This is a genomic window from Paenibacillus sp. FSL P2-0136, from assembly GCF_037975325.1.
Lineage (GTDB): Bacteria > Bacillota > Bacilli > Paenibacillales > Paenibacillaceae > Paenibacillus_AQ > Paenibacillus_AQ silagei.
In genome coordinates, this window is sequence record NZ_CP150244.1 from 6,386,863 (window position 1) to 6,401,133 (window position 14,271).

At 42.7% G+C, this 14,271-nt stretch carries 8 protein-coding genes; all 8 read right to left on the reverse strand.

The features are described from left to right. Positions 1–466: 466 nt before the first annotated feature. The 8 genes from NYE26_RS27050 to cdaA all read right to left on the reverse strand — a co-directional run bounded on the left by NYE26_RS27050 (position 467) and on the right by cdaA (position 14,142). Positions 467–784, reverse strand: a complete 318-nt coding sequence (locus tag NYE26_RS27050) for a transposase (protein ID WP_339257633.1) — start codon at positions 782–784, stop codon at positions 467–469. 595 nt (positions 785–1,379) lie between these two features. Continuing rightward, on the reverse strand, positions 1,380–3,014 hold the full coding sequence (locus tag NYE26_RS27055) for a hypothetical protein (RefSeq protein WP_339251515.1): 1,635 nt from the start codon (positions 3,012–3,014) through the stop codon (positions 1,380–1,382). Between the two features lies 1 nt (position 3,015). Next, positions 3,016–6,099, reverse strand: a complete 3,084-nt coding sequence (locus tag NYE26_RS27060; protein ID WP_339251517.1) for an ATP-binding protein — start codon at positions 6,097–6,099, stop codon at positions 3,016–3,018. Between the two features lie 12 nt (positions 6,100–6,111). Next, positions 6,112–7,164 (reverse strand): DNA cytosine methyltransferase, encoded by a 1,053-nt coding sequence (locus tag NYE26_RS27065; protein ID WP_339251519.1) that lies wholly within the window; start codon positions 7,162–7,164, stop codon positions 6,112–6,114. 753 nt (positions 7,165–7,917) lie between these two features. Beyond that, positions 7,918–9,750, reverse strand: a complete 1,833-nt coding sequence (glmS, locus tag NYE26_RS27070; protein ID WP_339251521.1) for a glutamine--fructose-6-phosphate transaminase (isomerizing) — start codon at positions 9,748–9,750, stop codon at positions 7,918–7,920. 658 nt (positions 9,751–10,408) lie between these two features. Then, a complete protein-coding gene (gene glmM, locus NYE26_RS27075) occupies positions 10,409–11,749 on the reverse strand; it encodes a phosphoglucosamine mutase (RefSeq protein WP_339251523.1) in 1,341 nt (446 codons plus the stop codon). A 112-nt stretch (positions 11,750–11,861) separates the two neighbouring features. Further along, positions 11,862–13,316, reverse strand: a complete 1,455-nt coding sequence (locus NYE26_RS27080) for a CdaR family protein (RefSeq protein ID WP_339251525.1) — start codon at positions 13,314–13,316, stop codon at positions 11,862–11,864. Beyond that, the gene (cdaA, locus tag NYE26_RS27085; RefSeq protein WP_036724507.1) at positions 13,309–14,142 is read right to left on the reverse strand and encodes a diadenylate cyclase CdaA; all 834 of its coding nucleotides are present in this window, start codon (positions 14,140–14,142) and stop codon (positions 13,309–13,311) included. The genes NYE26_RS27080 and cdaA overlap by 8 nt, the downstream gene beginning before the upstream one ends. Between the last annotated feature and the right edge of the window lie 129 nt (positions 14,143–14,271).

Sequence of the window (14,271 nt, forward strand, 5' to 3'; positions counted from 1 at the left end):
CTCGTTGTCTCCATAACTGCTAGCGCAGAAGCAAGTAAACAATTGCATTCAAATATTGGTGAGTCGCGACCTTCTGAATTCCCAAACATGCAATTGGTCTGCGGTGAGGTACGACTTCATTCGAGAGTTACATCGTTTCACACTGGTTCCTTAGTTGTAGAGTTCTTTCCAATTTCCGCGTTCTCGGTGTGGTAACGCATATCGGCGTAAATCGTCTATGCTGCTAACTTTAACGACCATTCCGTTATTAGACGACAACAACTTGTCATGCCTAAAGGACAAACCCTTGCCCCGTAACATGTAGACAACGAAACTTCAACCGTTCCTTTTCCTATCCCCAATACGTCATCGGAAAGCCCATCGAACAGCAAGGTGTCCCTTTGTTAGTCATGCCTGCGGGAGTTTCCTTTTCGTTTCTCCGGTTCATGGGAATAATCGATTGAGCCTTGACGCTGCGAGCCGTTTCTTAGTTTTTCATTTGGTCATATCCTGCATCCAACATGAAAAAACGAGGCTTGAATCGTTCGGCGGTTTGCTTCATGAGTGTAGGTTCCTCATCGCCATCATTCACATGAGCAGGTGTAACGTTTAGGGCGATCGGAAGGTCACTCTTCGTATCGACGGCCAGATGCAGCTTATACCCAAACCACTTGACTTTGTTGCCAAACGTATCGAGTTTAACTCCCCAGTTGGCATTGCCGGTGAGTTCGCTTTTTCGCTTGGGTTCTTTTTTCTCGTAGGCGTGAATGGCTGCGCTGTCGATGGCGACATGACTTCCATCGATGAGTCCAGCATCTTGACACTAAGCGACATGATCGTCAAATAACCGCTGGGCAAGGCTTTTGCGAGTCAACTCAGCAAAGACTCGGCTTAACGTAGAAATTGAAGGGGCAAGGGATGTCTAGTCGAAGTCCACATTGGTAACGGAAGCGAAGGTCAAACTCCAGTCTGTGCGCAAGACCGGTGAAAGTATCGATGTTCTCTAAGCAGGTCGTGAGTAGTTCGTGAAGAATACCTTGACGGCAGTGTCCGTCTGCTCCTCGGGGTGAAGGATTTCTTAATTATTTCGCATACGGTCGTAAGTCCAGTCCACTGAAAAAGATAGGCAATCGCTCTTTCGATTCGATTTTTTGAAGCTCCTCAAAGGAAAATAGACTTTCTTGGAGAATATACAAAGCAGACTTCCTCCTCTTGAGTATTTTGGTGTCGTTACCAAAAAACTTCTACAAGTTGGGGTGAAGTCCTTTTTCATGCTCGAAAAACCTTTGTATAATAAGGGCTTAGATTAGTGAAAAATGCTCAAATAGGTTTTATACTGACTTTTTTATACTATATGTAGCAGTTATAAAACAAAAAATAAAGTATTAGACTAAGGCTAATTAGTTAAATACGTTGTAAAACGATTCTCTGTAAGTTTCTTTGAAAAAAAGTTCATTTACTCCTGCTCTTGCTTGATATGAAATGTATCTATTAATTATATTTTGAATATATTCCTTCCTTAAAGTGGAAATCTTCTCACAATCCCTTAAAACCTCTTCTTTCTTCATAGAAATTACGTGGTAGAAATCCCATCTAATAAATTTCACAGCTTTCTCCTCATCAAAAGGCACTCCTGTACAGGCAAAATTATCACTATTATTCTTAAGTAACTCTTTATCAGAACTCACAATATTGCCCACAACAAATTTAAATATATCCTTCACCTTATCTGGTCGGTGAGTATCACAGAAAGGTGTAATACATAACAAATAAGTATCGTCATCATTTTTTTTAAAAATGCTTCCTGTATGAATTTTTTCTCCTGCTGTATCCATAAATTTCAGAAGCTTAGTGAAGTAATAAGTTTGTTCTAAAAATGCATTTTTAAATCCCTCAGTATTATCAATATAATCGACAATCAAGAATATCATTAATACTATTTCATTGATTTTATTATCCAGTGAAGGGTTTGGGAGTATTGAACGAATTCTCGTTTTCAAATCTTCAAATGATATAATTTCTTCGTCCCCAAAAACTTTCTCCAGACCTTCAACAAATTCAGAATTTTTAAATAAATCCAATATCACTTGTTTCCCTTTAAAGTTTATAACATCAAAAAAAGTAGAAATATTAGAAATTTGAATTGTTTTTGCTTTTAAGACATTCTTTATTTTGTTTCTTTTCGCACTAAAAAGAAAATTACTTGGTTGTATTACTGTGTCGTCTGATAATACACTTGATAGAAACGTATCATCTAAAAATTTCGGTATGCCTTCATTTTTAATTTCTGACGATAAAATCTGTGTTAACAGTACCTGTTCAAAAGGGGCGTTAAATTTATGAATTGCTTTAGTTATGCTCTTCTCAAGTCTACTAGCACTATCCATAATATGAATTGGGATACATTTATCACTCAATAAAATTTGCGATATCTTTCTTATAAGTTCTGCTGGTTCAATATCCTTTTTCATTACGAAACCAAATAAAGAGTTTCCTTCCGTCTTTCCGTGCTCTTGAAAAAAATAACTTTCTCTATCAATTACATCGAAATGTGAAGAGATTTGACCTATAACAACGTCACAATCTTCTTGTGTGTAGATTACTGCACATTTTAAACCAACTAGTTGGCTTGAGTAATAATTCAAAATTTCAATAGCTGCTTTTCCAGGTTTTTCAGGAGAATCAGGATTGAAATTTTCTAGGTTCCAATCGATAAAAAGTAATTTTGTTGTATCTAATACTTTTGATAAAAACCTCAGTTGTGCACTAGCACTTTGTGTACCATATTTATATGGATATGCAATAAATCCGTCAAGAGTCAGTTGTTGAAGTAACTCTTTAGGTCTTTCATTTAAATCATTTTCAGTAGTTGAAGCAACATCATCAATCATCAAAAAATCATCAGGGATTTCCCCAAGTTCTTCGTCTGTTATTTCAGGCAGTTCAATTTCATTAAAGTTTAATTGATCATCAACAATAACTGCATTATCAAAATATCGCTTCACTATCGCTTCAACCTGCATGATCTCACTCATATTAAATATCATCTCCAAAGGCTTCTGTATTAAACTCAATGCAAAAACATGCACCGCTAAGAGGTATTACTTCTTCACCTTGGCTTATGAGGTAAAGTTTATGGCCTCTGCTTTCCAAAATATCCCTTGATAAAAAAAGTCCTAAACCTCTACCTTCAACTTTCCTTGTAAAAAACGGTTCAAAAATCCTTGTTTGATCTTTAGTAGGAATGCCTGGACCTGTATCATGTATATAGAGTTTATTATCATTAGCGTAAAAATGTATTTCTTTGGTACTCTGATTAAGTAACCAATATATAGAGTTTGATATAATGTTAACTATAGGAGTAAATAAAACGGCTTCATTTTCTTTAATTAACAATTCTTCTGAGAAGCGGATATGAACTTGAATATTATATCTATTGATATCCGATTCAAAATATTCTAGCACGTTATCAATGAACTGTTTTAAAATAATTCTTTCCTTTCTTGCTCTAACTTGACGGTATAAAGGACTCATTCTCTGGTGTAATCTTTCCAAAGATTTAAATGCATTTCTTGTTCTCTCTATCACCGGCAACGCTTTAGTTTTGCTTAGAGATTTATATAGTATATTTATATTCTCGTTTATGCTATTATACAGAGCATTAAATTCGTGACTAGTAAGTTCAGCAGCTAAGCCAATTGACGAAAGCTCCCTATACATTATGACTTCTTTCTTTAAGAAACCAATGAAATCGTCATCTGAAAAATACTTATCACCATCTATTAACTTTTCCTTGGCCTCATGTAAAAAACTCCGTATGTTCCTTGTAAGATCCAAAGTTTTTATTCCGACTGAAAACTGTAATAATTCTTGCTGGGCTTTATTTATTAAAAGTTCATGCTGGCTAATTACGGTACTGATCTCTATTTCAACATTTGTTGGATCAAGTATATAATCAAAAGATTGTACTTTCTCTAGAACTTCATATAATAAAGCATTACTCTCTTCTAACTCCAGTTGAATAGATTCAATGAAGCGAAGCTGAGACTTTCTTAGATTAATTTCATAATTATGAATTATGTCATTAATTAAAGTATAAAATTCGTTTTTCAATTCATTTAAATGTTTACTTATCGTCTCATCACAAAGAGGCTTAAATACATTATCTTTCCACTTGGTGATTTGCTGAATTCTATCCGAGAGCACATCAACCTTATCTTCATTACTGTCGTTAGCAGTACTAAAGTCGGGTTCCTCCAAGTTATTGATTGAATCTTCTATGATGCTCTCTAATTTAGTTTTATACATTTTAATCAGCAAGCCTGCTTGATCAATTTGATCTAGAGTCTCTGGAGAATGAAAATATCTCGAATTATAGGGGATTACCAATTCATCCAAATCAGAAATGAACTTATATAGTTCCATTTTTATATAGAATAATTCGTCAGAATATTCCTGTATATTGGCACATCTGTGTTCTAAATATTTTACTTTTGATTCTAATTCCAATTGAATGATGTTCTTAATACGATTGTAGCTACTATCCACCTGTGTTTGAAATGAATTCAATACATCCATTAATTCACGGAAATACATTCTTTCTCTTTTTTCTTCTTCTCTCTGTTGCTTAATTATTCTTTCGTCTCTTTCTCTATCCTCTTGTAATCTCTTAATTCTTTGAGCGCGCAATCCAGATTCCTTTGTAGATTCAAGAAAATCTCTTGCCCACCAAACCAGTAGATTTTGGCTAACTGCTATAAAATATTTGTAAAACGTATTCTCTACAAAACCTTCTCTACTTGATTTATCAATTAGGTTTTTATTTTTCAGTTTACTAATCTCCAAAAAACCATACATTCTTCTATGACTGAAAAGATAGTAGCCTGCTCCTTTTGAACGTCTTTCTTCGATTCTCAGAAAATCGTTCCCTGGCTCTCCGTAAGGTAGTATTCTTAAACCATCACGGAAGACATATATACCTCCAGAATCGCTTAGTTTTTCACGCATCATATTTGATTGTTCTTTTGTCAGTGAAGTTAGATCATCTCTCCCTTCAATAAAAAACCACTTAACATCAATAGGACCACAATTTGCCATACTGCTTGTATGGATGCCATTGGTCAGTTCAATGTTTGTTACGTCAAAAACATCAGTGTCAGATGAATTACGAACATAAACCTGCCCAGTAAATAAGCCCTCTTCTATTTTCCCCTTAAGAGCATAATCATATAATTCAATGTCATCTGGATTAAACCATGATTCTCGTTCTAATTTTTGACCATCTATATGTATACGTGGAGTGAAACCATCATTACTATTTTCATCTTCTTTTTTATCAAATAAATCAATTAAATTCGAGAAAGACACAAGCACATTTTGAAGTCTCCGTTTTCTCTCTTTTCGACTCTCATCTTCAATATTAGTCTTATAAATTTCCCAATCCCAATCGTTCTCAATATTTCTAATGAAAAAGATTGTCCCTCCACCTCGAGATTCATTTATTTGTATTCTCTTATAAATATCCTTAGAAAGTTTGAAGTTAAGAATTTCGCTCCTAATTTTTGATTTTTCTTCATCATTCCATTTATTTGGATAATCAAGATTTTCAATCAATTCATTCTTTAGAGATTGGAAATCGTTCTCCAAAAAACTATTAAGATCAGATACTGAATTAAAGCTTCTTGTTGGTATCTCAATATCTTCTAAAAACAGCTGTTCATTTCTAAATAAGCCCCAGTGTAAATAAAGCAGAGACCACACATTCTCAACCTTTTTTTTCGAAATGATCAACAACTGATTTCCTAGCAAAGATATAGCTAATCGACCGATACCTTTTTCACCAATTTTAATGCGACGTTTGGAAGTTTTCACAGGTGAAGCTTTTGCTTTAGAATAAGTGCCTATAGTCAACCAGTTATTTACGAGGTCTTTTTCATTCATTCCATCGCCATCATCCCAGACCACTATATGTTCTTCTTTTAAAGACACATCAATGAGTCCCTCTGATGCATCGGCATCATAAGAGTTTCTCAATAACTCTGAAATTGCTGTAATCTCATCTCGAATTTGCTGCTTACCCAGTAGATCTACTGCTCGAGCTTTGGTTCGAAATCTTGCCAAAAGAACCACTCCTTATTTAAGACTTGTTACTTCTGCAGCCTTTAGAGCTGTAATTATGGATTTTCCAAGTACCTTTGCTAACAATGGTGGAACGGCATTACCTATTTGTTGTCTTATATCACCTTTAGTTCCAAAAAATTCAAACTTGTTATCAAAGCTCTGAAGTATTGCCGCTTCTCTAGATGTTATGGGTCTATGTTCTTGAGGATGAGCAAATCTACCTCTAGTAAAGTTATCAAATCCTCCCGTGATTGTTGGTGCAGGCTTATCCCAAGACATCCTACCATAAACGTCCGGCCAACCTGTTTTTTTCTTATGACATTGTAACTGAAGTCTTCGAGGTAAGCATTTTCGTCCACTACCTTGAGGAACATACTTAATTCTCTCCCGGTTTATCTCCGTAATATTTGCAAGGGTATGATTTGGTAATTCAGGATGTTCCGATCCATCTGCTGGTGGTGAATCTAGTCCTTTTAACGCCTGCCTAACAGTAACCCATTTATATTGTGGGTGACTTACTTCAGGGAATGTATATATACAATTAATATCCTTACGAACACCAATTACAATCGTCCTTTTCCTGGTTTGAGGAACACCAAAATCAGCACAATTAATTTCTCTTACCATGATATTATATGTGTTTGTTAATCCTTGCTGGAGTAGATTAAGATATGCTTGGCCACGCTTTTTTTTAAAGGTATCCACATTTTCTAACAAAAAAAACTTAGGCTCTATTCCTTGCACTAATCGGATATATTTTACTATTAATCTATTTCGTTTATCACCATTCTCACCATTTTTGTTTTGTCTAGAAAACCCTTGACAGGGAGGCCCTCCGGATAAAAGTGTGAGTTCACCCTTTGCAAGTTTGGTCTTCTTTATTATTTCCTCTGCGGATATTTTTAGTGCATCTGCAATAACAGCTTTTTTATTTATATTATGCTTAAATGTTTTAATCGCTGACTCATTATGATCAAATGCATACAATACTTTGAATCCTGCCTTTTTTAGTCCATAAGCTAGTCCCCCAGCACCACAAAAGACTTCAATACAAGTATATTTCACAGTTAGTTACCTACCAGTCTTAGTTATCTTATAAGTAGATTATATAGTAAATTCTTAGTCTCAACACATATTTTTGTATATATTATTGTAGTTTACTACATATTTTGCGAGACCAGTCTTTTATGAAATCAGCTGTAAGATGCTTCATCTTTTCTATTTTCAAATTGTTAATTTGATTAAACATTACTTTATCCCAATAGTCCCTTTTAAATACCAGACTATTCAATAAATCACTTATCTCATTCTATATCAATTTCGAGGCACTATCTCTAAATTGGTTCTATAAAAAAATGTAAATATCACCAATTACCCGACCGTTCAATCTCTATTATTTACTTCGTAAACATACTATTGGATACTTGAACAATTGCATAGGTGCGCACCATTCGGACATATTAAAAATCGTTTACCAGAAGAAATACACACTATAGTGATTCGGATTGAATAAGAAGGCATTTCCTTAAGCAGAGCCCACCCTGTATTCACAACCACGGAAGATAGGCGGCCCTCGTTCCTTGGCTTAATATTCATTAATTAACCTATTGATCTTCATGTCTGAGATTTCACGTTTTCATTTGGCCAAGATGACAGCACCTCCTTAAAAGAAAACGGAGCTACCCGAAGGTAGCCCCGTTTGGAGTCATGGTGTTATTCTGGATGTAAGTTCTGTAGACAGTAGAACAGCTCTAATAACAGTATCGCCAATTTCATCAGTCTAAACTTTATTTTCTTCTGACAGTAAATCTATATCCCCTACTCCACAGTAACACTCTTAGCCAGATTTCTTGGCTTATCCACATCATGACCCAGAGCCAGCGAAGCATAGTAAGCCAGCAGCTGCAGGGTAACTACAGACAGTGCAGCAGTCAGCAGCGGCAGAGTCTGAGGGATTACGAATACCTGGTCAACGGAGCGGAGCAGGTCGTCTTTGTGCTCTTCGTGGGTGATGGCCATGACATGGGCGCCACGGGCCTTCACTTCTTTGATGTTGCTGACGGTCTTCTCCAGCACGGATTCCAGGGTAGCCAGAGCGATGACCGGAACACCTTCTTCGATCAGTGCCAGGGTACCATGCTTCAGTTCACCCGCAGCATAGGCTTCGGAGTGAATGTAGGAGATTTCCTTGAGCTTAAGAGAGCCTTCTTGAGCTACAGCGTAATCTACGCCGCGGCCGATGAAGAACAGGTGCTTGTGCTCAGCGATTTGCTCAGCGTAGGCTTTGATCGCGTCTTTTTGACCCAGGATGACTTCAACTTGCTCCGGCAGAGACTGCATAGCGGCCAGAATCTTGGTAACCTCAGACTCAGACTGTGTGCCGCGTACTTCAGCCAGATACAGACCCAGCAAAGTGAATGCGATCAGCTGAGAAGTGTAAGCCTTGGTCGAAGCTACAGCGATCTCTGGACCAGCCAGCGTAACCAGTACACTGTCTGCTTCCCGGGCGATAGAGCTGCCTACTACGTTGGTGATCGCCAGCACATGGGCTCCGTTCGCTTGACCTTCACGAAGAGCAGCCAGTGTATCTGCAGTTTCACCCGATTGGCTGACTACAATAACCAGTGTCTCCGGAGTTACGATTGGCGAACGGTAACGGTATTCAGAAGCGATGTCATTCTCTACAGGAATGCGTACCAGGGACTCAATCAGGTTACGTCCAACCAGACCGGCATTATATGCAGTACCGCAAGCTACCACTTGGATATTGCGGATGTTCTTGATTTGTTCTTCTGTCAGGTTAAGCTCAGGCAGAATGACTTTGTTGCCTTCCGCATTCATCCGTCCGCGCATGGTATCACGGTATGCCTTAGGCTGCTCGTGGATTTCTTTCAGCATGAAGTGCTCATAACCGCCCTTTTCTGCGGTAACGGCATCCCAATCGACAGTAATCATTTCCCGAGAAATAAAATTGCCTTCAATCGTCATCAGTTCGACAGCATCCCGTGTCAATACAGCCATTTCGCCGTCGTTCAGGATATATACGTTCCGGGTGTATTCCAGCAATGCAGGAATATCGGACCCGATAAAGTTCTCGCCTTCTCCAAGACCGATGATCAGCGGGCTGGCTTGACGCACAGCTACCAGCTTATCCGGTTCATATTCAGTCAGTACACCCAGGGCAAACGCTCCGCGCATGTAAGAAATCGCCTGCTGTACAGCCTTAACGATATCTCCCTTGTATTCACGGGCAATCAGGTGGGAGATGACTTCTGTATCTGTCTCCGAGGTGAAGTGGCATCCTCCGGCAATCAGTTCTTCCTTGAGATCCAGATAATTCTCGACAATCCCGTTGTGTACTACCGAGAATTTGTGGCTGTTGTCAGTGTGAGGATGAGAGTTCTCATCGGACGGCTTGCCGTGTGTTGCCCAGCGGGTGTGGCCGATGCCGGCACTTCCTGTCAGTGGAGTCGCATCCAGACGGGATTCCAGGTTCGCCATACGTCCCTGTGCTTTTACCACCTGCAGACCATCCTTCGTGAACACAGCAATACCAGCGGAATCATACCCGCGATATTCCAGCTTCTTCAGACCCTCGACCAAGATCCCCTGCGAATTCTGATTACCAATATATCCTACAATACCACACATTATAATTTCCTCCGTCCAATTTATCGTAATTAGGCGCGCATGAGGAAAGAAACGTGCCGTGCGGCATGTTTTGAAGAAAAGCAAATATGATGTTGTCCATTACACCCAACATGATAACCTGTCAATTACATCGTTAGTCACGATTATGCACAGTCTTCTCCTCTGCCGTGGCAGAACCGTCTGCAATCCTGCAAATGCGCATACCCATGATTTGTACATCTTTAAGTTAGCACCCACAAAAGCGTTGTGTGCAAGGTCGCCCTCGCATTTTCCGCTTCCATTTACGGCTCTGGTGCATCACCGGGAGGTCCCCGCCGAACATTTCGAACACCTCCACCTCGTCAGCTTACATCTGCCGTGATCCGTTCAGACCGTCCTGTACTGCTTACGCAGCCACCGGTCCTCCCTTCTCTCCCGCGCAAGATCAAGCTCTGGCGCTTGTGTTGCAATGACCTTACGATCCCCGCTTTCCTTCTGGAATGACACTTAGTCTATTATATGCACCTCAACCCGTTTTTGCAACGATGTGGCGAAGAAAACCTTTTTCATCCATTTCACACTTTTTCCAAACAGCCATGACCACATTAATCATTCAGCCGGTGAACGAATCGGATTGATCCATCCACCGGCTACCCGTTCCTGCTACTTCAGTGAGTGATTACACCAGCTCGCGCTGAACCACTTCAACAATCTGCCCTACAAAAAGATCTAGCTCCGCCTTATCCGGCCCTTCGGCCATTACACGGATCAGCGGCTCGGTTCCCGAAGGACGCACCAGCACACGTCCGTTGTCGCCCAGCTTACTTTCCACTTCTATGATCGCGGCCTCAATGGCCGGATTATTCGGATAATTGGTTTTGTCCTGAACACGCACATTGACCAGCACCTGCGGATACTTAGTCATCATGGACTTCAGTGTGCTTAGCTTTTTGCCGGAAGACTTCATGGTATTCACCAGTTGAATCGCAGTCAGAATTCCGTCACCTGTAGTATTATAATCCAGGAAAATCACATGGCCGGATTGTTCCCCGCCCAGATTATAGCCGCCGCGGCGCATCTCTTCCATCACATAACGGTCACCGACCGCAGTCTTCGCCGTATTCAGCGACAGCTTCTCTGTTGCCTTGTAGAAACCGATGTTGCTCATTACTGTAGATACAATGGTACCATCCTTCAGCTTCCCTGCACGGTTCATCGCATCCCCGCAAATGCAGAGAATGAAGTCGCCGTCCACCTCGTCGCCGTTCTCATCGATAGCGATCAGGCGGTCCGCATCCCCGTCAAAAGCAAGCCCAAGATCCGCACCATGGCGCAGCACCTCTGCACGCAGAGTCTCCGGGTGTGTAGAGCCGAAGCCGTCATTGATATTAAGCCCGTCCGGCTCTGCCCCAATGGAAATTACTTCAGCGCCCAGTTCCTTGAATAATCGGGGTGCCAGCTCATAGGCTGCGCCGTGTGCGCAGTCGAGCACCACCTTCGTGCCCTTGAAGCTCTGGTCGATGGTAGTCTTCAGATACTCCAGGTAGAGATATTTCGCTTGATCATCGACCCGCAGCGTGCCCAGACCCGATCCTACCGGACGCGGCAGCTCATCGTGCTCGGCATCCATCAGCTCCTCGATGCGCAGCTCCGTTTCGTCTGTCAGCTTGAAGCCGTCTCCGCCAAAGAACTTGATTCCGTTATCCTCCACCGGATTATGTGAAGCAGAGATCATCACTCCGGCATCCGCCTGGAGCAATCTTGTGATATAAGCAACAGCAGGTGTAGAGACTACACCCAGACGGATCACATCTGCCCCAATGGACAACAAACCCGCAATGAGTGAAGATTCCAGCATTGGACCCGAGATCCGTGTATCCATGCCGATGACCACTTTAGGCTTTTCCACATTTCCTGCCAGCACATATCCCCCGCAGCGTCCAATACTGTAGGCCATTTCTGCTGTTAATTCACGGTTAGCCACCCCGCGTACGCCATCTGTTCCGAAATACTTACCCATCTTTTTTTCTCCTTTAGAATACGCTGCTTCAGCTTAATAAATTATAGTATGAATGATTCGATAATTCGTGTATGTCAGGTGCATATAAATAGACTTTTACATGCCCGGAAGGTTACGTTCCGCCCGTACTGTCGGCATTATTGCCGCTTGCGGGCGGCGTTGGTTCAGCAGTCTCCGGCGGAATATGTGTCGGCGTCGGGGTCTCCTCTATAATCTCGGCGGTGTGCTCCGGGGTTGGCTCTACGAGCGTCTCGTCCCCGGATGCAGGCTCAGCACTGGGCTCCGGCGTAGGCGTCGGGATAGGGCTACTGTCCGGCACGGCAGTCGCGGCCGGAGCAGCAGGCGCTACCAGCTCCACCTTCGCAACAAGCTGCGAGGCGGCATTCTCCAGGGTAATGAACCGGGGGAGCGACACCTGCAGCGTAATATCGTAAACACCGGCCGTAAGCCCCACGACATCTGCAACCACACTGATGCTATCCTGGTCGAGCTGGTCCAGCAGTGTTGGCGCACCTGATAGGGTCAGATCCATAGTGGCGCTTCCAGGGTCTATGACACGGGCTGTCAGCCCGCTGCTGACGCCCTCCAGCTTAATGGGGATAGCAGAGAGGGTCCGCTGGGTAATCTCCGCCGCAGAGACCGCTACGGTCATTGCGGCAGGTTCAATCTTGCCTGTGCCCTCCGGCGGCTTAAGCTCCAGCTTCATCTGCTCTGTACCCGCATTCTTGATAGTGCTCAAATCCAGTACAGCCTCATATGAGGATAAGGTCTTCAGGGTCTCTGCACTGCCGTACACGGTGACCATATCCTGTTCAGGCGTTACCCTGGACAGCACCAGGGAACCGGGCAGACTGCCGGTGAAGCTGATGTCCAGCGGCAAGGTTTTGGACGGGAGGGTAACAGGGACTTCTACCGCTACTGTAGAGGGTTCAATGACCGCATCCTCCAGCTCATTCCCCTTACTGTCCAGAGCAAAGAGCTTCAGCCTCTTCTCGCTAAAAGTCTCATTCTGCCCCTCCAGTTCCACCTTCCCCTGCACCTTCGCTACCCGTCCAAGATCACTTGCCGGAAGAGTAACCTCCACGGATACCGGGTCAATCACAGGACTGCCTACTTCATAGCCTGCTGCCGGCTCTCCCGTAATATTCAGCGAGACGGGAAAAGACTTCGTCGTCCGCGCCTCGATATGCACATTCACCTGATTCGGGACCATATCATCCAGGGTTACACCGCTTGGAGTCGAATACATCAGCGGAAGCGTGTTATCACCGGGCTTCACATCCTTCAGATCCAGCCATACCCGATAGGCATCGGAGAACTTGTAGGTCAGATCGGACTTCTTGCCTCTTACTTCCATCCTGACGCTGTCCACATCCTTGGTCAGTACATAATTCTCACTGTCGAAGCCTTCAATCTCCACTTTGACATTCTCAATCGTCTTCGATTCGGTATTAACCGTAGTCTGGTACGTTGGCGCTGTATCCACATGCACAATGGTCCACAGAATAATCCCCAGAGCCAGGGCAAGGATCTTGTTGAAGTTATTGTTCTTCATCCATTTATCCATTGTCTTTATTCCCCCTCCGTTTCCAGAAAGCGGAGCTCTTCTCCATCAGGGGCGAGCTGGTTGCGCTCAGCTCTTGGTGCAGCTTCGAGATCAGGGACTCTTCCTTGATATCCCGGACAATTTGTCCATTGATGGCCAGCGAGATCAGGCCGGTCTCCTCAGAGACGACCACAGACACCGAGTCTGCCACCTCACTGATACCGATTGCGGCCCGGTGCCGGGTTCCCAGCTCCTTGCTGATGAACGGATTCTCCGAGAGCGGCAGGTAACAGGCTGCCGCAGCGATCTGGCCTCCCTGCATAATCAGCGCTCCGTCATGCAGCGGCGTATTGGGGATGAAGATATTAATCAGCAGCTCGGAGCTGACCTCAGAGCGCATGGCGATCCCGGATTCCGTATATTCATTAAGCCCCGTGGCCCGTTCGAATACGATCAATGCCCCGATTTTGCGGACAGCCAGATAATTCACGGCTTTAATCACTTCACCGATTAATTTACTGATCTCCTCATCATTCTCCGCATTCCGCCCGAAGAACTTGCCCCGGCCGAGCTGTTCCAGCCCCCGCCGCAGCTCCGGCTGAAAAATAATAAAAATCGCGAGTATCCCAAAAGTAAACACCTGGTTCATCAGCCACCTCAGGGTATACAGATCCAGTAGAGTACTGCCGCCCCAGATGACGACCAGGACCATAATCCCCTTCAGCAGTTGAACCGCCCGCGTCCCGCGCACCATATTGAGCACTTTATAGATAATGTAGCTGACAATTAGAATATCAATTATATCTTTAATGGATTCTTTCCATGTAAGGTCGGTAAAGTAGCTCATGGCCGAAAACCCCCGTGATTTCAAATTAACTGGGTTTATGTAAATTGTCTGTTAAGCTTGAATCTTATTCTAGGGTATAACGTTACGCCTCCGGTTGCAAGTTTGGCGGCTGGTAAATTGATGAACCTG

What these genes read in the sequence shown, in the direction of transcription:
- glmS (WP_339251521.1), bottom strand. Translation starts at nt 9,750, where the DNA reads ATGTGTGGTATTGTAGGATATATTGGTAATCAGAATTCGCAGGGGATC.
- NYE26_RS27080 (WP_339251525.1), bottom strand. Translation starts at nt 13,316, where the DNA reads ATGGATAAATGGATGAAGAACAATAACTTCAACAAGATCCTTGCCCTG.
- cdaA (WP_036724507.1), bottom strand. Translation starts at nt 14,142, where the DNA reads ATGAGCTACTTTACCGACCTTACATGGAAAGAATCCATTAAAGATATA.
- glmM (WP_339251523.1), bottom strand. Translation starts at nt 11,749, where the DNA reads ATGGGTAAGTATTTCGGAACAGATGGCGTACGCGGGGTGGCTAACCGT.
- NYE26_RS27055 (WP_339251515.1), bottom strand. Translation starts at nt 3,014, where the DNA reads ATGAGTGAGATCATGCAGGTTGAAGCGATAGTGAAGCGATATTTTGAT.